Below are 24,452 nucleotides of genomic sequence, written 5' to 3'. Positions count from 1 at the left end.
CCAAAATGTCATGGACTGTGGTGCTCCGGTAGTTGCAGACCCACCGTCTCTCCATTGCTCCATCGTATAACTAACTGTTATTGTACCAATATCTCCGGAAGAAGTATTGCGGAACAAAAGACCATGAGCAAAACTTCCAGCCGCCGCATTTCCTGAACCTAATGAACCAAGAGCTCTTTCTGTTGCAGCTGTTGAACCGAAGCTATATAATGCCCCTTGATTAGCACTTCCTGTTCCGGCAAGGTAAACGGTTCCTGTTCCTGTACGTTGAGAATACCAATTTGGAATTGTTGAATTGTCTACCCAGGGATTCGTTGTTCCGGTATTTGCCAAGGTATTAAAATTCTGAGTATAACTTCCGGTTCCGGTCATTGCGACCTGTGCCACGGAGATTCCACTCAAAAGCAAAATAGGTATTAGTAAAAGTCTTTTCATTTTTTGAAATTTTTGTCAAATGTATGAAAAGCGGAGACTATGTTCCTAAAAAAATTCGCGGCAAAGAAAGACTTGCTAAATTTTAGTTAAAATTTAATTAATTGAAAATGAATGATTTATTAAAAACTAAAACGATTTAAGAAACACGTATTATTAAATCATTAAGCTTTCTGCTGCTCCATCAAACGGGCTACATATTTTCCAATGATGTCGAATTCGAGATTCACTTTCGAACCGACTTCAAAGGTGTGGAAGTTCGTGTGCTCATGCGTATAAGGAATAATACAAACGGAAAACAAACCTTTTTCGGAATCAACTACGGTTAAACTGACTCCGTTTACCGTGATCGACCCTTTTGCTACCGTAGGCTGATCAAAATCATAACGGAACGTGTATTTCCAGCTTCCGTTCAGATCTTCTACCGAAATGCAGGTTGCTGTTGTATCAACATGTCCCTGAACAATGTGTCCGTCCAACCGTGCGCCCAGCAACATGCAGCGTTCCAGGTTCACTTTGGTTCCTACTTCCCATTCTCCCAGGTTGGTTTTGTCCAGCGTTTCCTGGATAGCGGTTACAACGTAGGTGTTTCCTTCGATTTTTACGACCGTGAGGCAGCAACCGTTGTGTGCAACACTCTGATCTATTTTTAATTCGTGTGTGATGGTAGATTCTACCGTAAAATGAACATTGCTTTGATCCTTTTCAATCGCAACGACCTTTCCAAGGGTTTCGATAATACCTGTAAACATGCTATTCTAATGTATGTTTTGGCGCTGCATCTGATTCAAGCGCGCTCTTAAGGCTATAAAGATAGCACACATTGCCCAAACAGGAACTGCTGCTTTATCCGTATCGAGAAAATTATTCAGGAATCCGTGAATGAAGTAAGTGGATAACGAGATGATGAATCCCATCAACAGGGTTTTCGTTTCACGATCTTCTACCGGCCAGTCATTGTAGAGTGTAATTCCTTCGTAAAAAATGGCTACCACGATTGCCAGCATGCTCAGCATTCCGATCCAACCCATTTCCGCCAAAGGTCCTAAATATTCACTGTGCGCATTTCCGAGGTTTCCGAAATTGGTGGAAATGATCGTCAAATTTTCAGGTCGCTGAAAACGCGCATATTCAAAGGCATACATTCCCGGCCCGAATCCGGTCCATGGTCGTTCGCGGAACATGTCGATGGCGCAGTTCCAGCGGTTAATCCGTTCCAGGTTGGAGGCATCGGTTGTTACGTTCGTAGCACTTTGCAAGCGCTCTCCGAATTCTTCGGTTGTGTGTTCGTATTTGTTTCGTGCCAGATCCTGCTGAATGGAATCCCAGGAAGCCCAAACGTATAAGCCGGCAATTAAGGCGATTCCCGCCAGCCAGGAAAATTTCACTTTGAAGCGGATCAGTAACCAGATCACCATTCCGAGGAAGACGCTTAACCAGGCTGCACGCGTGTAACTGAAGTACAAACCAAGCAGGGAAATAAACATGAATCCGATCAGGATGAATTGCAACAAAGGAGTGTGTTTCCGGGAAAAGTAAAACGAGAAGATCAGCGGAACAACCAAAGCAACCAAAGCTCCGTAAATCGTATGATCTTTAAAGAATGGCCACATTACCCAGTGACTTTCTTTTTCTCCGAAACGATAAGAGGCATGAACCACCAGGGTATACGTGATCGCAACAATCATCGTGGAAATGAATAACCACAAGAACCACCGGATTTTCTTCGGTTCATAAAACACGGAACTTCCGTAGAATAAGACCGGAACGATAAACCACAAACGAGCTAACAAAAATTTCAGCGATGTTGCCGTGTTTTCACTGGTCATAGAGGTAAACAATACCCAGACAAGGTAGAAGACGACTGTCCAGACAATAGCTGAATTTCTCAAATAGGTCGGGAAAACCGGGTACTTGAGATTCTGAATCAGGAGCAACAACATCGTTCCGAAAAGCAGGGGTTCGGTTGGTATGAACAAGCCGAAACTATCCGTGTATTCTTCGATATTAATCGAAAGCGGTGTTGCTGCAAGAATGAAAAAGAACGTGTATTCGGTATAAAAAAGCGCTACGAACAATACGATCAGTGCATACGGAATTAAGGGAATGTATTCGTTATCGAACCAAAATCCAACTCCCAACAAACCAACAAATGCCAGTCCGAGGGCTAACAGCAAGCTATTTTCCCGGATAAATGCCACCTTAAGCTAACTTGCGAAGTTCTTTAATCTTATCCTGGATCAAAAGCAGGAACACCATGAAAACGAAGGTTCCGAAGGTAGACAACAACATAATGATCAAACGTTTCGGTTTGTCTTTTTTATCAGCTACTACTGCTCTTTCCACGATGAATTTGTGGTTGAATTGTGTATTTGCATCGGATTCTGCCTGTTCGTATGACAAGGCGAAATCTGCCAGTTTCATAATCTTTTCATTCCGCACATATTCCAATCCGTCGAACACCGCACCAAACTCCAGGTTGATATCAATGCGTCTTTTGAAATCTGCTTTATCTTCCGGGTTTTTCGCTTCTACATAAGCTTGAAACAGGTTTGCACGACCTTCCAGGGGAACAACTCCAAGTGCTGCCAACGAATCCAATTGATTCAAAACGGCTTCTTTGTCTCTTTCCAGCTGTTCTTTTTTACGCTTGTTGATTTCAAATGCCGGAACCGTACGTTCCATGACCATTTCATTTTTCACCGTATCAATCAGATCCACAATTTTGTTTGCCATATCTGCTGCCAGTTGCGGGTCTTTATCCAATACATCGATCTGAATGGAACCGTAGCGTGTGCGGACAAATAAAATGTGGCTGTTGTACTCTTTCACCAATTTGTAGTGCTTGTTCGCATCCGAAGGATCGATATTGTAGTGTTTCGTCAAATCGAATTGCTGCACTACTTTGTCTCTTACTTTCGACGACTGCAAAATCTGGATCAGCTGTTCTGCTTGTTCTTCCTCTCCAAAATCCATGGATGAAGCTTTGGCATTTCGTTGCTCAGAGAAAGATACCGTACTGGTTGCAGCCGGGAATACGATTGCCGTTGACCGGTATAAAGGTGTCATCAGGAATGCTACAAGGGTTGAAACAACCAAACCTGCTGTGGTTACAATAATCAATATTTTAAGCTTAGCCCACAGTGTTACAAACAAATTCATTCGTTGTTCCTGCATTACCTTGCTGCTTTCTTCCATAACTTGTTTCAATTAAGTGTTGCAAATTTATCCGAAATTAAGCAATAGCCAAATTCTATTGTATCAATCGGTCATTTCAGTTCAAATCCGCGTAATTTCTGCTCACGGAGTATTTGTTCGTTTTGATTAACGCATTTTTCATTTTAAAATTATCGCAGTCCCAAATTTCATTATTTTTGTTCTACCAGAAACGCTCATGATAACTTATAATCCAAAGAGTTGGATCAGTCTGATCTTCCACCTCACTAAAAGTGATACGCTTTCCATTTTATGGAAGGAATTGGTATTTATCTTTTTGTTCACTTTTGCTATCGTCTTTGTAGAACAAACCTATTTTCCAAAGGCTTTCTTCCTGGAGAAGTTGTTTTCGGTTTATTCGATCATGGGGTTTGTCATTTCCTTGTTATTGGTTTTCCGGACAAATACTGCTTATGACCGATGGTGGGAAGGCCGCAGAAAATGGGGGGAATTGGTGAATGATTCCCGCAACCTGGCGGTGAAGCTTACGGCTTTGGATCTGACACTGGAAGACAATCATTTTTTCGGAAGGCATATCGGAAATTTCGCGCTTTGTATCAAGGAGCATTTGCGGGACGGAACCAAGTTTGAGTTGTTGGATCTGACTGCGGAGGAGGTTGTATTTCTGCAAGGTCTGGATCACATTCCTTCGGGGATTGTGGAGTTGATGTACAGACGATTCAACGAGCTCAAAAAAGCAGGTGTTCTTTCGGAAGAAGACGTTTTGCGCCTGGACAGAAATCTCAACGGATTTTTAGATTGTGTGGGGGCTTGTGAACGGATCAAAAACACTCCGATTCCTTATTCTTATTCAATGTTCTTCAAAAAGTTCATTTTCAGTTATGTGATCACGCTGCCTTTCGCTTTCGTGGTGAGTTTCGGCTATTTCGCAACGGTTATTTCGACCTTCATCTTTTATGTTTTTGTCAGTATCGAGGTTTTGGCGGAAGAGATTGAGGATCCTTTCGGGATGGATGATAATGATTTACCAACGGATGAAATGGCGCAACGCATTCAGGGGATTGTGCATACGATTCTGGATAAGCCTTAAATGAATTGCGAATGTTGTCATGAAAACGGTATTTATCTGCATTTTATGTTTTTTGCCGCTTGTTGTTTACAACATGATTGTTTGGTACACTAAAACTCCGGGTTCCGGGATCCATCAGACACAAGTGATTGTTTCAGGCGGACTTGGAGTTCTTGGTTATTTATTTTCCCGAAGATTCGGTTAAATTATTTCCGGAATAACGGAGCTTAATATCCGGATTGAAATCAGCAAGAAGTAATCAACCAAAACACTCCGGTTTAACCAAGAATTCCACCCTCACTCTCCTCATTCAAATCTGAAAAAAAAAGCATTATCTTTGCGCCATGAAGCACATACGCAATTTTTGTATTATCGCACACATCGACCACGGTAAGAGTACGTTGGCCGATCGTTTGTTGCAAACCACCGGAACCATTTCTGATCGTGAAATGCAGGCTCAGGCACTCGATGATATGGATTTGGAACGCGAACGCGGTATTACGATTAAATCGCATGCTATTCAAATGAACTATAAATTTGAAGGGCAGGAATATGTGCTGAACCTGATTGATACTCCCGGACACGTGGATTTTTCCTACGAAGTTTCCCGTTCGATAGCAGCTTGTGAAGGAGCTCTTTTGATCGTTGATGCATCACAGGGAATCGAAGCGCAGACGATCTCGAATCTGTACCTGGCATTGGAACATGACCTGGAGATTATCCCGATCCTGAATAAAATGGACCTTCCGGGCGCAATGCCGGAAGAAGTTACCGACCAGATCGTGGAATTGATCGGTTGTGACCCCAATGACGTGATTCCGGCTTCAGGAAAAACGGGATTGGGAGTGGATGATATTTTGAGAGCCATTATCGAGCGCATTCCGGCTCCGAAAGGTGATGAGCAAGGCCAATTACAGGCCATGATCTTTGATTCGGTCTTTAATCCGTTTAGAGGAATTATCGCTTATTACCGCGTTAAAAACGGTGTGATTAAGAAAGGAGACAAAGTTCGTTTCTTAAATACGGGAAAAGATTACAATGCAGACGAAGTAGGAATCCTGAAAATGGATTTGAGTCCGAAAAGCGAAGTTCGTGCGGGTGATGTTGGATATATTATTTCGGGAATTAAGACTGCCAAAGAAGTAAAAGTAGGAGATACGATTACCCTTACTGCAAATCCTTGTGAAGTTCCGATTAAAGGATTTGAAGATGTAAAACCAATGGTATTTGCCGGAATTTACCCGGTAGAAACGGATGAATACGAAGAATTGCGTTATTCCATGGAGAAATTGCAGTTGAATGATTCATCTCTGGTATTTGAACCGGAATCTTCCGCTGCACTTGGTTTTGGTTTCCGTTGTGGATTCCTGGGAATGCTGCACATGGAAATCATCCAGGAACGTCTGGAGCGCGAGTTCAATATGACCGTTATTACAACGGTACCGAACGTATCTTATTATTGTTATACGACCAAAAATCCGGATGCCCGTTTTATCGTAAACAATCCATCCGAATTGCCTGATCCGTCAACAATTGACCGCATTGAAGAACCATATATCAAGGCGCAGGTCATCACCAAATCGGAGTACATCGGTCAGATCATGACCTTGTGTATCGAAAAGCGCGGAGAGTTGAAAAACCAGGTGTATTTGACACAGGATCGTGTGGAATTGACGTTTGAAATGCCTTTGGCTGAGATCGTATTCGACTTTTATGACCGCTTGAAATCCGTTTCCCGTGGTTACGCTTCCTTCGATTACCATCCGATCGGGTACAAGGAATCTGATTTGATCCGCATGGACATGTTATTGAATGGCGAGCAATTGGATGCGCTTTCTGCTTTGGTTCACCGAAGCAATGCGTATGATCTTGGGAAGAAGATCTGTGTGAAATTGAAAGAGTTGATCCCGCGCCAGCAATTTGAGATTCCGATCCAGGCTGCTATCGGTGCAAAGATCATTGCCCGCGAAACCATTAAAGCGTTGCGTAAAGACGTAACTGCAAAATGTTATGGTGGTGATATTTCCCGTAAACGTAAGCTATTGGAAAAACAGAAAGAAGGAAAGAAACGCATGCGCCAGGTTGGAAAGGTAGAAATTCCGCAGGAAGCGTTTATGGCTGTTTTGAAATTGAATGATTAACATACAAAAAATGGCTTCGACTCTGCTCAGCCATCTTTTTTTACGATAGACATAAAAGCCGGGGTGAAAGATTTTTCACCCCGGCTTTTTTCATTCTTATGGTTTCAGCTTAAAAGCAGTCAATCCGTAATCACAGCCAACTACAAAAATCTGGTTCTGCGCATTTGTGCAAAGTCTTCCGGGGTAATGAACCACATTTCCGGTATACAACGGATTGGTGGAATGAGGAGCAATGTATGCAGAAGTATATCCTCCCGTCGAGCTGATGAAACCAACCTGCGCATCATGCGGGTCGCCACTACCGATCTTGTACGATCCCGATACTGCAATCTGGGTTCCGATGATCTCACAACCACTGAAAACAGTCATATTTGTCGGATCCGAAATATTGCTCGCGTATCCCGTTCCGGGAAGTGTTGATTGATTTTTAAAGGTGTTATCTATCGCCAAATTGAATACAGGTCCCGTGTTGGTACTTCCTTTGTATTTGATAAAGATTCCGCTTCCTGCAATGCTTACCGCGTTGGTTTTCCCAACACAAACAATGTCGTACTTCAAGGTCGTGCTGTTGTATGGAAAACATAAATCCAGGAACTCTCCGGGACCTTCCGTAGAAAGCTGCATGGCGTTTTCGCATCGTAAAATCATGGAAGAACCGCCATGTCCGCCCGGAACGTAGTCAACTCCCCAAATAGCCGGAGAAATCACACTGGAGGTATTATCCTTGCATGATCCGGTGATAAAATAGCGATTGACCAGTCCGGGATATGTTTTAATTCGTGTTGATTTATAGGTTTTCCCGGTAGCAGACAAGGTGAGAGAAATGCCCGTTACTCCTGAAGTGGTGATTTCGCTCACGCGGACCTCATTGGAGATATTTCGTACCGACAACAAATTGAATGCATCTTTCAACACAATATCCGATACATTGGATCCGGTTTCCATCAACAAGATTCCGGTTGTATTAAAACCGGTTTCGAGTTGCAGGGTACTCATTTTAAAGCACAAAATAATTCCCTTATCCGTTGCCGATGTTCTTCCGGTGACATACAACCTGTCTGTGCCGGCGTCAGGAGTCATGGCATAGACATGAATATCATCTGAGTTCACAACTCCGGTAGTCAGAAGGCCATAATTGAGTTTGATCAATATCGGATTTGCACCGGTCGTTGCATTTTTCTTATTCAGGATATATCCGCCATAAATGAACTGATCGTCGACTGTTTTTCCGGCAACGAAAACGAAGCTTCCGGAATGAGCAATGCATTTGGGAGCTTGCATAAATCCGGCTCCGGCGGGATTGGTTAAATTGGAATTCGAGTGCCCGGTTCTTCCCGCAAAATCGTTTGCAAACGCCGGATCTGGAACATACTGTGCTGACAAGCGGTTTCCTACTAAAAGAGTAGCCGCAATCAATAAGTGATTAACTAGTTTCATAAATAGAATTTTTGATTGGGGCTAAATCTAATTTCTTTTGAAAAACGAAAGTTCTCCCATTGGAATCAAAAGAAATTCAATTCTTGAGATCCTAAAACGATTTACCTGCATCCGGATTGTTGGCTCAAAAAGAAAAAAGGTCGGGATGAAAAATTTTTCACCCCGACCTTTTTTTAGCTTTTTTCATTCTTTTCTAGGAACAGCCTTTCCAGGCAAACAAACCAACCGCTATCCAAACCAATCCTTTGATCAGAAAGAACAGGAACCCTGCCAGACCAAAGCGTTTCAGCCACTTTTTGCGCTTACTCGCCTTGTCTTCCGACAGCTGAGTTGATGTTTGTTTTTCTTCTTCCATGATATGAAAAAACGCCCCGACGTTCCGATACTAATCAGAGGCCGGGGCGTATTTATTTTATGCGTATGTATTAATCTTCATCCTCTTCGTCTTCGCCTTCTTCAGGAGCGTCATCGTACGAATCATCGTCATCGTCATCATCAGACACATCATCGTCTTCTCCTTTAGCATCAACCGAATCGAAATCATCTTCGAAATCATCATCATCGTCATCAACAGAAGGTGATTTCACGGTTACTTTAGGAAGTTTAACCAGGTAAATAATTTCGTCTGTTTCCCATAATAGAGAATCAAACACTTCTCCGGTAATCGGATTCGTCATTTTAGTAGTGTTCCCGGAAAATCCTTCCGGAAAAGCAATTAGTAGTTGTTTCTTCTGATCGATATTCAGCTTATCGTAGCTAATAATTGTCCTCTTTTTCGACATGCTTCTATATTTCTAGTTTGATGATACGATTAATTGGAATCAGAACGTGTTGTTTCAAAACGATTGCAACATCAGTCACAGCCCATATTGTTGTATGCACAACCTTCTCCCCATTATCGTCTGCAAAGTAAATCTTTACTTTATAATGTTCCAAATTTCCAACAGAAATTGCACGGTCTACATCTGCTTTTCTTACGGCGATCAAATCTGTATCTTCCAGAACTTCTTCCTTCGAAAAATGCATGCTTGCCACATCCTCTTTTTCAACCTGAACAAAATTTGTTGTGTCCATTTCCATTTTTGAGCAAAAATAAATCATTTGATGAATTGAAAAAGGAGTTTTCGACTAAACATAGAAAAAAACATTTAAACGACGAAATGTTTAATACTTTTCAAACAAAAAGACCCATGAATTCATGAGTCTCTCAATTAGTTTAGTAGTGTTTTAGTTTGCTATGTCGCGTGTGAACAATCAACAATAATGAAAATCAGGTTGTTTCTAAGTTTTTAATTGGTCAAGTCTTTGACGGAGATAGAACTGTATACTCTTCAATAAAACTAGAAAATGAAAAAACTGCCTCTCCATTGCAGTGTTTTCCGTTTTAACTTAAACCTAACATAGAAAACAACCTGATTCCATTCTCCTTATTTCCTCTCCTAAGATAGTCATGTCTTGCAATCCTAAAGCGGCCAATGAATAAATACCCCGTTTGAATGAATATTTAGCAGAAACAGCTTATCGGACTTATAAACTTTCCAGGATTTGGAAGAATATATCTCGTTTTGCGGGCGATAACGGAACCTCCGAACCATCTTTCATAACCACCGCTCCACCGTTTCCTTTATCGTATCTATCCACAAAATTTAAGTTGATCAAATGGGATTGCTGAACGCGCAAAAAATTGTGACCTGTTAACAAAGTCTCATAATCCTTCAGGGTTCTTGAAACCAGGATCTTTTTCCCTTCTGTCAAGAAAAAGGATGTATAATTGCGGTCGGCCTCACAACGAATGATGTGATCCAGGTCCACGACGTGAACACTTTCCTGTGTTTTTAAAACCAGCCTTCGTTTCTGATTCGGCTGAATATTATTTTGCAGCGCTTCGAATTGCGGTTCCTGTTTTGTTTCGTTTTCTTTCAGCGATACCAAAGCGCGTTCCACAGCTCCTCTCAATTCTTCCGGATCAACCGGTTTCAGAATGTAATCCAGGGCAGAAAACTTGATCGCTTTGATTGCGAATTCTTCATGAGCTGTAATGAAAATGACTTCAAAATTCTTTTCAGGAATAGATTTCAATAAATCGAACCCGGTTCCGTCCGGCATTTGAATGTCCAAGAAAACTAAATCGGGTTTGATTTCTTTAATAGCGGCTAGTCCTGACTGTACGTTTTCACCGACAGGAAATGTCTGAATATCCAGATCAAAAGACTCGATCATTTTAGCAATTAACTCCCGTGTTCTTTGCTCATCGTCAATGATTAATACTTTTTTCATGGTTTATTGAAGTATTTTTTGGAAAGATAGACATTTAATAGCAATTCCTAATTCCTAATTCCTAATTCCTAATTCCTAATTCCTAATTCCTAATTCCTAATTCCTAAAAGAAAATGTTCAAGTGTTCAAAAGGTTTAAATTCCGATAGCTATCTGAATCAATCATTCGCAATTCGAAACTACAAAGAAGTTAATCCTTCGGTTCGGTAAGGCAGATAAATATTGACCAGTGTTCCGGTTTCCTTTTCCGCATCAAAATCCTCCATTTCCATCCGGCCCAGGATTTTGTATTTGTAACTCAGGTTGTTGATCCGGTCTTGTGTAATTTTCATGGCCATACTTTTATGTTCGGCACTTTTCTTATTGTTTTTTGACCCTTTCCGGCCCACTCCGTTGTCTTCAATCATCACATGAAGCATTTCTTCGTCTTTGGTAAAACGTACATGGATAAACCCGCCTTCAACCGTATGTAATTGTCCGTGTTCGATCGCATTTTCGATAAAGGGCTGTGTGATCATTGGAGGAATAAGTGCTTCTTCCTGCAACAACTGCTCATTCACCGAAACTTCGTATTCGAAACGATCTCCGAAACGCAATTTCTGGGTTTCCAGGTACTTGTTCAGAATGTCTATCTCTGTTCCCAAAGGAATAAACTCTTTGGAAGAATTTTCCAGGATCAGACGCATCAGCTTCGAGAAATTCACCAAAAACTTGGTGGAATTCTTCGTATCATTCTCATAAATGTAACTCTGGATCACTGACATCGCGTTGAAGACGAAATGCGGATTCATTTGAGAGCGCAGCAAGGTTTGATTCATTTCCGCTTCGCGCTGCAATTGTTTGATATTTCGCTGCTTCCAGCGGTTGTAAATGATGAACGCTCCCAGTGCCAGCAATATAAGAAAACCGATAATGATATAGGTTTGAAAAATATTCCGCAGTTCCGTATTTTCCTTTTGCTTTCGCTGCAATTCGATCGAATCTGCCTGGATTGCGATCAAACGTTCGCGCTGCTCCGAACGATACAATTCCGATAATTCGGCAATTTTAGCACTCACTTCCACAATGCGGGCACTGTCGGAATAATCGGAATACATGTTCAGGTATTTATAAGCCAAATCCATGTTTCCCGTTTTCCTGTAAACATCCGCCACTTCTTTATAGGAAGGATAAATTCCCCCGATGTAACCATATTGCGAGCGGATATCGATGGACCGGTTCAGGTAATTCAACGCATTTTTATACTTTCCCTGTTCGGCGAAAACCGTTCCCACCAAATGGTAAACCGCCGCAATTTCCGACCGGTTTGCCGCAGATTCAAAGTACACAAGCGCCATGTTATAATAACGCAATGCTTCGTTGTACTTCTTTTGCTCGTTGAATACATTTCCCAGGTATTTATGAGCCAGGCCCAATCCGTCCTGATCATTGTAAGCCTGAAGTGTGTGAATAGCACTTTTTAATTCTGCTATTGCTTCTTCGTATTCCTTTTTGGCCAGGAGCACCAAACCGATATCGGTATCGGCAAGTCCGACCAGGCGTTTATCGCGGATTCTCAATGCAGTTTCCCGCGACTGATTGAAGAAATTATTGGCATTGTCATAATTGAAAATCTGAAACTGAGATTCCCCGATCTGACGCTGATAATGTGCCACCTGCGGGAAATCGTTTGCTTCTTTTGCCAGCTGCAATGCGATGAAGTTCTTCGAAACGGAAAGTTCCACCTGCCCGAAAAAGTTGTAAATCACAGACTGCATATTCACACACATCGCCATCAGGGATTTGTCGGAAGAACGGCGCGCATATTGAATGGATGTTTCGGCAAAATCCAGTGAAGCATCGCGTTTGTTCTGCTCCATATTCAATTTGGCCAGCAAGCGGTTTGTTTCGGCAATCAAGGCATAACTGCGAACGCGCTTCGAAAAACGCAGCGCTTCCGTCAGGTAAATATCAGCTTGCTCGTATTCCCGGTAAGCAATGTGATATTCCGCCAGCAAGTGAAAAATATGCACCTGGTTCAGCTTGGAATCTGTGCGCGACAAATAAGGCTGCAACTGAAGAATCTTCGCGTAATAGGCGGTTTTATTTCCCTGGAGCGCGTCAATCTGCAGGTCGAAAATAAGCGCTTGTAATTTTGCGGAGTCAGATTCTCCCCGGCTTGCATCCATGATCGCGTACCGAATGGAATCTGCTTTTTGAACATCGTTGCACTGATAGAATTTCCCAAGCGCAACCTGTCGCCAGAATTTCTTGGTATTGTCTCTTTCGGTTAAATATGCTTTCCGGTAACTTTCTTCATCTCCGTTTGCTGCAAAGACTTTATGGGATAAATCAAAGCAGACGGACAGAATCAACAGGGAGAGCAGTATTCGAAACATGCACTAAAAATAGGTTTTTTCAGAAATGTTTTGCCCTAAAAAGAAGGAGATGTTGTTTTTCGGTCACTTTTACGGTGATTTTCAGGGTCTTCCAACCCACTTCAGGGAACTATCAAAAAGATGGATAGACATGTATCTATTAGCCCGGTGACAACAAGGCTTCTACGAAATTCTGAACACCTGTTTCAAAAAAGCTTTCCGGTCCGAAAACCAACAAGAACATTCCCGGAACTAACCTCCATAGGCTTCACACCCGTGTCTTCTCGGTTTTGATTTTTTCCGTTTTTTGGGTTTGAAATCTTTTTTCTTCATCACAGAAGAAGCTTTCATTTCCAAAACACCTTGTTTGGGTGTCAAAACTTGTTCAGCTGCATTTGCCGAACCTACTACTCCGAACACGGAGCTGATTGCAAAAAGAGCAAAGAAAATACGGAGAGTCATAAAAAATAGTTTTTCATCATAACGCAAGGTAGATGAATTGGTTACACAAATCAATCTGGAAAGAGTAAATCGTACCGCCGGTAATTTTTTTGACTGTTTTGGAAGAGTAGTTTGTGAGATGAAGCGTGTGTTTTGCAATACAGGACGTAATATTGCGGAATTACGTCAATTTTAGAACAAGGATTTTTTCAACTTTACTCTTACAAACACAGCTTTAGCTTTTTACCGCTTCAATTTTCAATTTTGATTTTGCGCGTTTTGAATTATCCTATCTTTGCCACACTTTTTAAGAGACGCGAAAGCATGGAATACAATTTTAGTGATATCGAGAAAAAATGGCGCCAATTCTGGGCAGACCACAAAACTTTCAAAGCGGAAGACAACAGCAGTAAACCGAAATACTACGTATTGGATATGTTCCCGTATCCTTCCGGAGCCGGCTTACACGTTGGTCACCCGCTCGGATATATTGCTTCGGATATTTATGCGCGCTACAAAAGATTAAGAGGTTACAATGTGCTGCATCCGATGGGTTACGATTCATTCGGACTTCCTGCAGAACAATACGCCATCCAAACCGGTCAGCATCCGGCTCTTACAACCGAACAAAATATTGCGCGTTACCGCGATCAATTAGATAAAATCGGATTCTCATTCGACTGGGACAGGGAAGTGCGTACTTCTTCTCCGGAATATTACAAATGGACACAATGGATCTTCAAACAGATTTTCCATTCGTGGTACAATGTAAAAACCGATAAAGCGGAAGATATTTCCACATTGATTGCTGCTTTCGAAAGCAACGGAAATGCAGGAATCGAGGCCGTAACGGAATATACGGATACATTCACAGCCGCTGACTGGAAAGCGAAATCGGAAAAAGAACAATCGGATATCCTGATGGAATACCGTTTGGCTTACCTGGCTGATTCATGGGTGAACTGGTGTCCGGCTTTGGGAACTGTATTGGCGAACGACGAAGTCATCAACGGACTTTCCGAGCGCGGCGGACATCCGGTAGAACAAAAACTGATGCGTCAGTGGTCGATGCGAATCAAAGCTTATGCAGAACGTTTAATTACCGGTTTGGATACCGTTGATTGGACAGATGCCATCAAAGACATGCAGCGCAACTGGATTGGAAAATCCGTTGGAGCTTCTGTTAAGTTTCAGGTTGACGGAACTTTTCCCCCTTTGGAGGGGGAGCAAGGGGGAGGAAAAAACGAAAACCGCTCCATCGAGGTTTTCACCACCCGCCCAGATACCATTTTCGGGGTTTCCTTCATGGTTTTGGCACCGGAGCATCCATTAGTAGACGAAATTACGACCGTAGAATACAAAGACGCGATTGAAGCATATAAAACAGCTGCTTCCTTGAAATCGGAGCGTGACAGACAAGCGGATGTGAAAAACATTACGGGTCAGTTTACCGGAGCATATGCAATTCACCCATTCTCGGGAGAAAAAATTCCGGTTTGGATCGGAGATTACGTGTTGGCTTCTTACGGAACCGGAGCGGTAATGGCTGTTCCTTGTGGTGATCAGCGCGATTGGGATTTTGCAACGCACTTCAATATTCCGATCAAAAACATTTTTGAGAATGTAGACATTTCGGAAGCTGCTTACGCAGAAAAAGAAGGAACAATTGCCAATTCGGATTTCCTGAGCGGATTACCGATCAAAAAAGCGATGGCGGTTGCAATCGCCAAAATCGAAGAACAAGGGCTTGGAAAAGGAAAAACCAATTACCGTTTGAGAGATGCGATTTTCTCCCGTCAGCGTTATTGGGGTGAACCTTTCCCGGTTTATTATAAAAACGACATTCCTTACCTGGTAGACGACGCACATTTGCCGATTGAACTCCCGGAAGTAGACAAATATTTGCCGACTGAAGATGGTGAACCGCCATTGGCGCGTGCAGAAAAAAGCGCGTGGAAATATTCCGAGGGCGACCGCATGGAATACAACACGATGCCGGGTTGGGCAGGAAGTTCTTTCTACTACCTGCGCTACATGGATCCGCACAACGAACATGCATTCGTTTCGAAAGAAAAAGCGGATTACTGGAACCAGGTGGATCTATACATCGGAGGTTCGGAACACGCAACAGGTCACTTGTTGTATTCCCGTTTCTGGTGCAAATTCCTGTACGACCGCGGGTACATTTCCTTTGATGAGCCGTTTAAGAAAATGATCAATCAGGGAATGATTTTGGGAAGAAGTAGTTTTGTTTACCGTTTGGAAGACAATAAAACATATGTGACTCTTTCTAAAAAAGAAGGAAAAAATGTTGTTCCGATTCATGTGGATATTTCTCTTGTCGACAATGATAAACTAGATATTGAAGCGTTCAAAAATTCTCGTGAAGAATATAAAAATGCAGAATTCATTTTAGAAGAAGACGGAACATATATCTGTGGTTCGGAAGTCGAAAAAATGTCCAAATCCAAGTTCAACGTGCAAACGCCGGATGAACTGGTAGATAAATTCGGAGCAGATACCTTACGCATGTACGAAATGTTCTTAGGTCCTTTGGAGCAAACCAAACCATGGGACACGAAAGGAATCAATGGAGTGCATAACTTTCTGCGCAAATTGTGGCGTTTGTTCTATAACGAAGGTCAACTGATTATAACGAACGAGCCTGCGAGCAAGGAATCGTTGAAGACGTTACATAAAACCATCAAAAAGGTGGAAGACGATTTGGAGCGCTTCTCGTTCAACACCAACGTTTCAAACCTGATGATTTGTGTGAACGAATTAACAGAACAGAAATGTCATTCGAAAGAAGTGTTGGAACAGGTGGTAATCTTATTGGCTCCTTACGCTCCGCATGCAGCTGAAGAATTGTGGGAAGCAATCGGTCACCAGGCTGGAACGGTTTCTACCGCACCATTCCCGAAATTCAACCCGGAAATGCTGGTGGAAGCAAACACGGTTTATCCCGTATCTTTCAATGGAAAAATGCGATTTAACGCTGAATTGCCGACTACTTTCTCTGCAAAAGAAGTGGAAGAAGCTGTTTTGGCGATGCCGGAAGCGCAGAAATGGCTCGAAGGAAAAGCCCCGAAGAAAGTCATTGTTGTTCCCGGGAAGATTGTGAATATGGTCGTTTAATCCGCTTTTAGAAATAGAAAAAACAAGTTGGGACGCGATAATACCGCGTCCTTTTTTTCCACAAATGCGGAAATTTGAAGAGTGCTTACCAGTGGGAGTTATGTACTTTAATCAGGTCCTCCAAAATTATGAAACTCTATACGAAGACTTTTCGATAGAATGGATATTCAAACCTTTGCGTTCTTTCACTCTTTGCGGTTAAAATAAGGCTGGATTTATAAACCGCAGAAGAAAATGCGAAAGCATTTGAAGACGAAGACACCTTTTCTATGAATAGAGTAGCTGAGGTAAGCAGAGACCGCAAAGACTATCCAGGTGATCATTTTTGTAGCGAGACCGGTAGGCGAGCACTTTATTTGCGCATTTGCGGGAAATGATATGATTTTACTTTGCTATGATAAATCCTGATCTTTTTCTACTCTTGCGAAAAACCCTAATTCTATTATTGAAGATGAAAAACGGAGAGGTGACCCAATAGTGGGAAATGGGGTTTTGGGGAAATTAAAAGCAGGCCGCAAAAGTATCACGGCCCGTTCTTTTTCACTGTTTCCGGCTCTTATTCTGCCTTCCGGTCATACTTACAGCACGTATGCAGCTTATTATAAACGTTATCCGGAGCGGTAAAATAATCGCTGTCATAACCCGATTCTGCAACGCGTTTCAGGATTGCATCCAAATCTGTTTTCGTACTGTCGAAAGTAATCGTAGCCATCTTCGTATTCACATCCCAATCCAACTCAGCAACCTGATCCTTCAATGCAGCTGTTTCAATCGTCTCTTCGCACATTCCGCAGTTACCGTAAATCTTCATTTTCCTGGTTAACGCATTCGGAATAGAAGAATTACAGCTCATCAGTGAAACCGGGACAAGCAATAGAATACTCTTTCTTATTTTTATTCGGTTCATTTCTTTACAATTTGGGTATTATAATATTGGTTTTCAATCCGGATTAAAACATGATATGTTCCGGAACTTAAACCCGAAACATCGTACGCCGGTTCAGCCAGGTTATCTGCTTTCAGGACCACTTGCCCTGCTGTATCCAAAATCCGCAAATCCACTCTTTTTCCTTTTTCCGGTAACATTACATGCAGCACATCCTCCACCGGATTGGGATAAACATGCAGTTCCTGTGTTTTTACAAGATGTTGATTCAAACCGAGATATTCCGGGGGAACAACCAGGAATTGCCCCATCATCCCATCGTCTTCGTGCATGAGAATGTGACAGTGATACATGTACGGCATCATCGTGTCCGTATAATCTTCAAACTTGGTGATGAATTGTACCGAATCACCGGAAGGAACCAGAACCACGTCTTTACGTCCGCGTTCTCCGCTATGCGGAATTTCTCCATTTCGATCCAATAAGTAAAATTGCACATCATGAATATGAAAAGGATGAGCAACCATCGTTTCATTGACCAATTTCCAGATTTCCGTATTGTTGACCGGTATTACGAAATCAATCCGATCCATGTTAAAGGAACTGTCATTAAAATAAAACGGGCCGTCCATGACCATTTCACTATCAGCAGTAAATCGAATGGTTCGATACGCATCTACATCCGCCAAGCTGTAAGGAACATGGTTCTCCAAAACCGGAGGAATGGTCGTTACCGGATTGGTAGTTGGCGCCGTTACATTGATCCGGAGAATATTAAAATCAACACCGTTCAAAGGGCTTTCCATCGACGGACTTCCAACCGGCATCGGCATAGTTGGTCCTCCCTGGATGCCCATCGGCAGTTCGGATGCAACACTCATCAGGTACAAACTTTGTCCCTGCATTCCAGTCAGATCCAGAATTATTTCTGCTCTTTCTCCGGGTGATAAGCGCACTCTCGTAGTATCAAAAGGTTGGTTCAGCAAACCGCCGTCAGAAGCAATCTGAGAAAATGATTTGTCGTTCGTAAAACCAAAATTAAATGCACGTTCACCCGAACCATTCAGAATGCGCAGACGAACCATTTGAGCAGGAAAAGAAGCTTGAACCGAGTATCCGTAGTTCGCACGGGCGCCATTTACCAGAATCGTGCTATCTTCCATTCCGAGATGCAGCGCCTGGTTATTCTGATCATATTGCTGAGATTGAATCACCAACGGAAAATCATCCACTCCGTACGTTCTCGGAAGATTCAGGCTTGCTTCCTGCTGGTCTCTGACAATAATGAAACCAACCGCTCCCTTGATTGCCTGCAGAGCCGTTTTCATGTGCGTATGCGGGTGATACCAGTAGGTGGATGCTTTATCCATGACCGTAAATTGCGGGTTCCAGGTACTTCCCGGCATAATTTCAGTGTGCGGACCTCCGTCGCTTTCTGCCGGAAGATGAATTCCGTGCCAATGAACTGTGGTGGTGTCATCCAGCTCGTTAGTTACCGTAATATTCATTTGCTGTCCTTCTTCAAAAATCAACGTCGGACCCAGATATGCATATTGATTATACGCATAGGTATACGATTTGCTCCCGGAAGGAAAAAACTGCACACTGTCCCGGTGCATCATCAGATTGATATTGGGCCCAATCAGTGTATCGGGAATAAACAAAGGGGTCTGTGCTCCCGAATAACACGGAAGCAGCAGACCGATCAATAAAATCGTTCTCATCCTGGTATACTTGATTACTAAATCAGAAGATCGTTACCGGACGAACCTCCCTCGAGGTTTCAGAACTGATCCTCACCAGGTAATTTCCTTTGGAAAAGCCGGAAACCGGCAGGAGGATTTCTGTGACACCTTTCGCAATTTCGTTATTGCCGCTATAAAGAACTGCTCCCGATAAATCAAGCACTTCGATCTGTACGGAATGGGGTTCATTGGCTTGTAATTGAAGCGTCACATTTCCAACAGTCGGATTCGGGTACAAATCAATTCCTGTAAATACGGATGGTGTTCCCAAACCGGCTACATCGCCTGAAAATCCCAGGTTATCTACCCACAGATAATCCTGGTTCGTCGGGCTGCTTCCGCTGGCTTTCAGAACAATGATGCAAGAATCCGGTGCCTGGGAATCCGAATAAACAAAGGGAATGGTAAAATTTGCCCACGACATCGCCATACCGGTAAGCACTTTGTCTGCAGTTGCAACCACTATTCTTGAGTTTGTTGCCGCATTCCAACGGGTCAATTGTACGTTGACGGAACCCTGGCTGGAACCGTAAATCATGTGTTGCCATTTTCCGGTAAAACTTGCCGGTTGCTGGGTAAAAGCAAATCCTGAAACAGGCTGCTGAGTCACCGGATTGATTACTCCACTGACAGCAATTCCGTTAGCGACCGTTGGTCCTACAGTTTTAGAAGTTAATTTGAGGAAGGACGATCCGGGACTTCCGGGAGTTCCTTTTTCTGCTGTGTAAACGCTTGCCGCGCTTGTATACGCATTCAGTGTTGCCCAACCATCCGGAGTTTCATAGGATCCGGAGTTTGTCCAGGATTCGAAACCTGCATTCGGAATCTGAGCGGTAGCAACAGATGTTATGGCAGCAAAAGCCGCCAGTGATACTATCATTTTTTTCATCATTCAATCGTTTAATTATTCATTTACCCATGATTTGATAAATAGGTTTAAAGGTTGCCTATTGAATAATTCTAAATGATGAATGATCTGTTTTTGAGATAGATTGGGATTTTGGGATTGGGTGGTGGTTTCGGATAATTGGATACGGGAAGCTCTGTGGAAATACATCCGGATGGTTCAAGCAGAAAAAAAGGTTCCTTTTCAAGAACTGCTATCAATTCGAAAAAGGGAAAAGCCTGATCTGCAAAACACGGATGTTCTTTTAACTTGATACAGGTCGTTTCATCATGACAACAACCCTTCCTGTTTTCTTTTCCCGCACAACAGCTTTTTGCAGGGCGTTTGAACAAGGAAACACTTTGGATTTTATTGCAGCAAAAATGAAAATTGACAGTTATATTCGTCGATAGTAACAGGTAGAATACTGAATATAATATAACGAGATATCTCATCTTCCGGATCTGGTTTCGAATGTATGAAATCCCTTAAAACTATTGACAGGTAAGATTTTATCATTCTTGAAATCCTAGTTTTGGAAAAACCCCGATGAAATTTTCCTGGAGCAAATCCGTTTATTTCTTCCTACATTAGGATTGAAAAACAGCTTCCATGAAAAATAAAATCCTGCCCGGTATTTTAGGCATTCTTTTTATTTCAGACCTGATTCTGATTACGCAGGATGATTATCATTCCCTGCGTTTTTTCACCAAACCGCTTCTCGTACCGCTTATTACGGCAATTTACCTGTTGGGAATCAGCAAAAAAGGGACGATTAACAGATGGTTTTTATCCGGGTTGATTTTCTGCTTCCTGGGAGATACTTTTCTGCTTTTTAAATGGGGATTTTTGCCGGGATTGGGATCTTTTCTGCTGGCGCATGTTTTATACATTCTGAGTTTCGTCAAACTCCGGAAAACGAAAATGCTTGCTTCAATTCCTTTCATTTTGTTATACCTCGTTTCCCTGATTTATTTCCTGCATCCGTACCTCAAAGAAATGGAAATCCCGGTGATCGTTTACGGAATAACCATTTCAACAATGGCTTATTTCAGTCTTCGTTCGAAAAACAAATGGTTGATTACCGGGGCATTTCTATTCGTTGTTTCCGACTCGTTGTTATCGTTCAACATGTTCGTTAGCTATTCGGCAATGACGGAACAATTCGTTATGGCAACCTATGTTTTCGCCCAACTTTTTCTGGTTCACGGAATGATTTCCAAAAAACGGGCATGATGCAGGATTTCACCATTTAAACACTTCGAATGAAAGAACAGATTTCGGCTTTCTTTAACAATCATGGCTTATTCAGCCCGATGGATTTTACCGATCCGGTGACGTATTTCATTCCCGGTTTCATTCTCCTGATTACCGGCGAAATATTCCTGTACCAGGTTCCGCGGAAACTCTTTACCAAAAAACTCATCAAAGACGATGTATCCAGTATCGGTTTGGGAGTCGGGGCGGTGCTTCTGGATTTCGGGATGAAGGCGATTACGCTTTCGTTTTACTTCTGGATTTACAATAATTTCCGCCTGACGGATTATTTCGGAATCGCGGATTTCAATGATTTCTTTACCTGGAAATGGCACGCAGATCATTGGTGGCTGTGGCTGTTAGTGATGATCGTGCAGGATTTCGGATTTTACTGGCATCATCGTTTAAGTCATAAAATCCGTTTATTCTGGACCGGACACGTCAATCATCATTCCGCAACGCATTTAAGTCTTGCGATTGCTTTACGGCAGGGATGGTTCGAAATTGCTTACCGCGATATCTGGTACATTCCGTTTATTCTCATTGGTTTTCATCCGATCATGATGGTGATGATGCATCAAATGAACCTGATTTTCCAGTTTTGGCCGCACACGGATGCGATCGGGAAATTGGGTTGGTTCGACAAAGTCTTCAATTCTCCTTCAAATCACCGGGTACATCATTCCCGCAGAATAGACGATTTCGATAAAAACTATGGCGGAATCCTCATGTTGTGGGATCACCTTTTCGGAACTTACAAGGCGGAAGAACAAAAAACGACCGAATACGGAATTCTCCACAACATCAGCACGTACAACGTTTTTCATATTGTATTCGATGAGTTCAGGGACATGGTTCACGACGTGAAGAAGGCTCCGGATTGGAAGGCAAAACTCCGCTATGTTTTCAAAGCTCCCGGGTGGAAACACGAGGGCAAAGACGAACGCATTGCGACGCTTCAAAGGGAATTAAAGGAACGAAAAACGAATTGATTTTTAAGAGGCGTCTTTGGTTCCCCCTTTGGAGGGGGATAAAGGGGGAGGACTTTTTCAACTCTTGGAAAAGAATAACAATTTTCTTATCTTAAATAGATGAGAAACAACCACTACAACAAAAACTTACGCGAATTTGCTCATGAGTTGCGAACCGAAACAGTTTCGAGAGCAGAAAAATATCTTTGGAAGCATGTTCTTTCAAGAAATCAACAAGGAGTTAAATTCAAACGTCAGCGTCCGATTCTGTATTTCATTGTCGACTTTTTCTCACAGGAAATTGGATTAATTATTGAGATTGACGGAAATTCTCACATCAATAGAGGAAGTTATGACCGAATGCGACAGGATAAATTGGAGAGTTTGGGTTATACGATCATTCAATTTTCGGAAGGTGATGTTATTAATAATTTAGGAGATGTAATCACTCAGATTCAACATGTAATTCATTGTTTGAAGGGAGAAAGGAAAACTTAGATTTTTTTCCTCCCCCTTTATCCCCCTCCAAAGGGGGAAAGTTTAATCTGCGTCCCAACCTGAAATCTAACTTCCATCTTTAAGAACCCTTTGGAAGAAAGAAATTCATTTTCGAATAGCATCATCCATCCAACCAATCGTATCAGCGACTGCATTCTGTCCACATGAATAAATCGTAGGACGAATCTGGGCGCGAAATGCTGCATTTTCCCTTCTTTTTTGAAGCACCTTGTGATTCGCCTGTTCTTTGAAAAGCCATTGCAGTTCATCTTTCAGGTTCATCGGTTTGTCCGTCCGGTGATTGTTCAGAATATTGATCCGCTTGTCGAATTCCTTCTCCGAAATTTTCTCCAGGGAAATCATTCCAAGGTCTTCTGCTTTCAATTCATTGATTTGGTGGTAGAAATAGCCTTTTTCATTCATCCCCACAAGTGCTGCCGAATAGTTCATATCACCATTCAGGTTGTAATTCAGCTTTCCTTCTTTGAAGTCCAAACGCTGATAACTATTGATTTCTTTTGAGAAAAGATATATAAACAACTTGTCGTATTTCTCCGATTCTTTCACTTCTACAGCAAGTGGTTCGTAAGTAATCTGTGCTGTTTTTCCGGTCTGAGGATCCGTAATCAAAGTCGATTGGCGCGCAACCGTTGCGTCCCAGACATATTTGTCGATGTTGACAATCGTTCCCCCTCCATGCATTTGAAAACCGGCGGTAACTCCCAATTGCTTGTATACATTTCGCAGGTTGAACCCGTATTCTTCATTCAGGTTGGCAGATTCACGCAAGCCCTTTCGAAGCACTTCCTTGTTTCGTTCATCCTGTAGTTCGTTGTCCCACTTCCGTTCTTTTTTCAAAGCAGCTTCCAGCTCCTGTTTTCCTTTTTCGCGGATTGTTTTCACTGCTTCTTCGTAAAAAGAAGCCAGGTTCTTCTGATGTGCATCATTGAGTTTCACTTTTCCAATCCGCTGATCAGCAAAGGACTGAAAATCCTTGTATCCCATTTTGACAACACGCTCGTCCAGTTTCCAAAGCGGTTCGCTTAGATTTTTCGCGTACACATCAAACACTTTTTCGTCGCAGGTCTGGTGAATCAATTTCATGCGGTCTTCGAATTCCTGTGTTGCGAGAATCGTGTGGTCGAATTTTTTGTTCCAGATAGCAAGTACCTTGGAAGGCGGAATGTGGGATTTTGGTTTTACATCATTTTTAGGTAAACCATCAATGTAATCGAAAATCGCATCAATGTCACTTCGCCTTCCTTTTAATTCAGGGAAGCGATTCATTGCAGTTTGCGTACGCATACTCACCTCTCTTGCATATGGATCTGAACTTGCTGCATCCATCCAATCTGGAACCCATCTATAAATAGATCCTTCTTTTGCTCCACCATCTGCCCATTTTTGACGAACCCGGAATAATTTTGGTCCAGCCCCATCTTTATGAGCCGAATGGCAGGTAACGCATTTTGTTTCAAAAAGGAGTTTTCCCCTCAACGATTCATCAGAAGGATATTCACTGATCGGAGTTCCAAAACCCACTATTGGATCCTGGATTTTAGGTTCAAGTTCAGATCCATAATAAATATGAGCAATGCCCTTTTGATCCGATGAATGTTCTTCAAAACTCAAATACAAACTATCCCGTTTCTTTTTCTCCGTTGCCCACTTCAATTCATTCAGTTTCGGTTCGTATTTCGATGGAAAGAGATCCATTTCTGTCATCGATTTCGGTTTCGGG

General features: G+C 42.4%; 21 protein-coding genes and 1 pseudogene. 7 read left to right on the top strand and 15 right to left on the bottom strand.

From position 1 onward, the window contains the following. From Q1V93_RS17305 to Q1V93_RS17290, 4 genes and pseudogenes are all read right to left on the bottom strand, one after another. A pseudogene (locus Q1V93_RS17305) lies at window positions 1-435 on the bottom strand (hypothetical protein); the annotation flags it as partial. Window positions 436-596: 161 nt separating this feature from the next. Continuing rightward, on the bottom strand, window positions 597-1,184 hold the full coding sequence (locus tag Q1V93_RS17300) for a riboflavin synthase (RefSeq protein ID WP_300666409.1): 588 nt from the start codon (window positions 1,182-1,184) through the stop codon (window positions 597-599). 6 nt (window positions 1,185-1,190) lie between these two features. After that, window positions 1,191-2,609 (bottom strand): O-antigen ligase family protein, encoded by a 1,419-nt coding sequence (locus tag Q1V93_RS17295; RefSeq protein ID WP_300666408.1) that lies wholly within the window; start codon window positions 2,607-2,609, stop codon window positions 1,191-1,193. Between the two features lie 25 nt (window positions 2,610-2,634). Further along, a complete protein-coding gene (locus Q1V93_RS17290) occupies window positions 2,635-3,630 on the bottom strand; it encodes a Wzz/FepE/Etk N-terminal domain-containing protein (protein ID WP_300666406.1) in 996 nt (331 codons plus the stop codon). A 196-nt stretch (window positions 3,631-3,826) separates the two neighbouring features. Here Q1V93_RS17290 and Q1V93_RS17285 point away from each other — a divergent pair, with 196 nt between their 5' ends. The 3 genes from Q1V93_RS17285 (at window position 3,827) to lepA (ending at window position 6,819) form a co-directional block, all read left to right on the top strand. Further along, the gene (locus tag Q1V93_RS17285; protein WP_300666405.1) at window positions 3,827-4,699 is read left to right on the top strand and encodes a bestrophin family ion channel; all 873 of its coding nucleotides are present in this window, start codon (window positions 3,827-3,829) and stop codon (window positions 4,697-4,699) included. A 19-nt stretch (window positions 4,700-4,718) separates the two neighbouring features. Then, window positions 4,719-4,883, top strand: a complete 165-nt coding sequence (locus tag Q1V93_RS17280; RefSeq protein ID WP_300666403.1) for a hypothetical protein — start codon at window positions 4,719-4,721, stop codon at window positions 4,881-4,883. Between the two features lie 139 nt (window positions 4,884-5,022). Then, window positions 5,023-6,819, top strand: a complete 1,797-nt coding sequence (lepA, locus tag Q1V93_RS17275) for a translation elongation factor 4 (RefSeq protein WP_300666401.1) — start codon at window positions 5,023-5,025, stop codon at window positions 6,817-6,819. A 96-nt stretch (window positions 6,820-6,915) separates the two neighbouring features. Here lepA and Q1V93_RS17270 read toward each other — a convergent pair whose 3' ends face one another. The 7 genes from Q1V93_RS17270 to Q1V93_RS17240 all read right to left on the bottom strand — a co-directional run bounded on the left by Q1V93_RS17270 (window position 6,916) and on the right by Q1V93_RS17240 (window position 13,351). Then, window positions 6,916-8,256, bottom strand: coding sequence for a hypothetical protein (locus Q1V93_RS17270; protein ID WP_300666400.1), 1,341 nt, complete (start codon window positions 8,254-8,256; stop codon window positions 6,916-6,918). A 193-nt stretch (window positions 8,257-8,449) separates the two neighbouring features. Continuing rightward, window positions 8,450-8,611, bottom strand: coding sequence for a hypothetical protein (locus tag Q1V93_RS17265; protein ID WP_300666399.1), 162 nt, complete (start codon window positions 8,609-8,611; stop codon window positions 8,450-8,452). Window positions 8,612-8,681: 70 nt separating this feature from the next. Further along, window positions 8,682-9,038 carry a hypothetical protein gene (locus tag Q1V93_RS17260; RefSeq protein WP_300666397.1) on the bottom strand — a complete coding sequence of 119 codons (357 nt, stop codon included), beginning with the start codon at window positions 9,036-9,038 and terminating at the stop codon, window positions 8,682-8,684. 4 nt (window positions 9,039-9,042) lie between these two features. Further along, on the bottom strand, window positions 9,043-9,330 hold the full coding sequence (locus tag Q1V93_RS17255) for a hypothetical protein (RefSeq protein WP_300666395.1): 288 nt from the start codon (window positions 9,328-9,330) through the stop codon (window positions 9,043-9,045). 453 nt (window positions 9,331-9,783) lie between these two features. Next, window positions 9,784-10,533: a LytTR family DNA-binding domain-containing protein gene (locus tag Q1V93_RS17250; RefSeq protein WP_300666394.1), complete on the bottom strand. Its 750-nt coding sequence runs from the start codon at window positions 10,531-10,533 to the stop codon at window positions 9,784-9,786. 178 nt (window positions 10,534-10,711) lie between these two features. After that, a complete protein-coding gene (locus Q1V93_RS17245) occupies window positions 10,712-12,910 on the bottom strand; it encodes a histidine kinase (protein WP_300666392.1) in 2,199 nt (732 codons plus the stop codon). Between the two features lie 231 nt (window positions 12,911-13,141). After that, the gene (locus Q1V93_RS17240; protein WP_300666391.1) at window positions 13,142-13,351 is read right to left on the bottom strand and encodes a hypothetical protein; all 210 of its coding nucleotides are present in this window, start codon (window positions 13,349-13,351) and stop codon (window positions 13,142-13,144) included. 303 nt (window positions 13,352-13,654) lie between these two features. Here Q1V93_RS17240 and leuS point away from each other — a divergent pair, with 303 nt between their 5' ends. Next, entirely contained in the window at window positions 13,655-16,468 is a 2,814-nt protein-coding gene (gene leuS, locus Q1V93_RS17235; RefSeq protein WP_300666389.1) for a leucine--tRNA ligase, read from the top strand. Between the two features lie 556 nt (window positions 16,469-17,024). Here the strand turns inward: leuS and Q1V93_RS17230 are convergent. The 3 genes from Q1V93_RS17230 to Q1V93_RS17220 are packed head-to-tail and all read right to left on the bottom strand — an operon-like array spanning window position 17,025 to window position 19,988. Then, the gene (locus Q1V93_RS17230; protein WP_300666388.1) at window positions 17,025-17,375 is read right to left on the bottom strand and encodes a heavy-metal-associated domain-containing protein; all 351 of its coding nucleotides are present in this window, start codon (window positions 17,373-17,375) and stop codon (window positions 17,025-17,027) included. Then, window positions 17,372-19,078, bottom strand: coding sequence for a multicopper oxidase domain-containing protein (locus Q1V93_RS17225; protein WP_300666387.1), 1,707 nt, complete (start codon window positions 19,076-19,078; stop codon window positions 17,372-17,374). Before Q1V93_RS17225 ends, Q1V93_RS17230 begins: the two co-directional genes overlap by 4 nt. 22 nt (window positions 19,079-19,100) lie before the next feature. Further along, a complete protein-coding gene (locus Q1V93_RS17220) occupies window positions 19,101-19,988 on the bottom strand; it encodes a T9SS type A sorting domain-containing protein (RefSeq protein ID WP_300666385.1) in 888 nt (295 codons plus the stop codon). A gap of 609 nt (window positions 19,989-20,597) precedes the next feature. On the opposite strand from Q1V93_RS17220, the gene Q1V93_RS17215 reads away from it, so the two are divergent. The 3 genes from Q1V93_RS17215 (at window position 20,598) to Q1V93_RS17205 (ending at window position 22,711) form a co-directional block, all read left to right on the top strand. Beyond that, the gene (locus Q1V93_RS17215; RefSeq protein WP_300666384.1) at window positions 20,598-21,221 is read left to right on the top strand and encodes a lysoplasmalogenase; all 624 of its coding nucleotides are present in this window, start codon (window positions 20,598-20,600) and stop codon (window positions 21,219-21,221) included. Window positions 21,222-21,250: 29 nt separating this feature from the next. Further along, the gene (locus tag Q1V93_RS17210) at window positions 21,251-22,234 is read left to right on the top strand and encodes a sterol desaturase family protein (protein WP_300666382.1); all 984 of its coding nucleotides are present in this window, start codon (window positions 21,251-21,253) and stop codon (window positions 22,232-22,234) included. A 99-nt stretch (window positions 22,235-22,333) separates the two neighbouring features. Further along, window positions 22,334-22,711, top strand: a complete 378-nt coding sequence (locus Q1V93_RS17205; RefSeq protein ID WP_300666381.1) for an endonuclease domain-containing protein — start codon at window positions 22,334-22,336, stop codon at window positions 22,709-22,711. 105 nt (window positions 22,712-22,816) lie between these two features. On the opposite strand, the gene Q1V93_RS17200 is transcribed toward Q1V93_RS17205, so the two are convergent. After that, a partial coding sequence (locus Q1V93_RS17200) for a cytochrome c (protein WP_300666379.1) occupies window positions 22,817-24,452 on the bottom strand: 1,636 nt, incomplete at its 5' end.

The organism is Fluviicola sp. (assembly GCF_030151805.1).
Lineage (GTDB): Bacteria > Bacteroidota > Bacteroidia > Flavobacteriales_D > Crocinitomicaceae > Fluviicola.
This window is presented reverse-complemented; position numbering and strand designations above follow the sequence as displayed.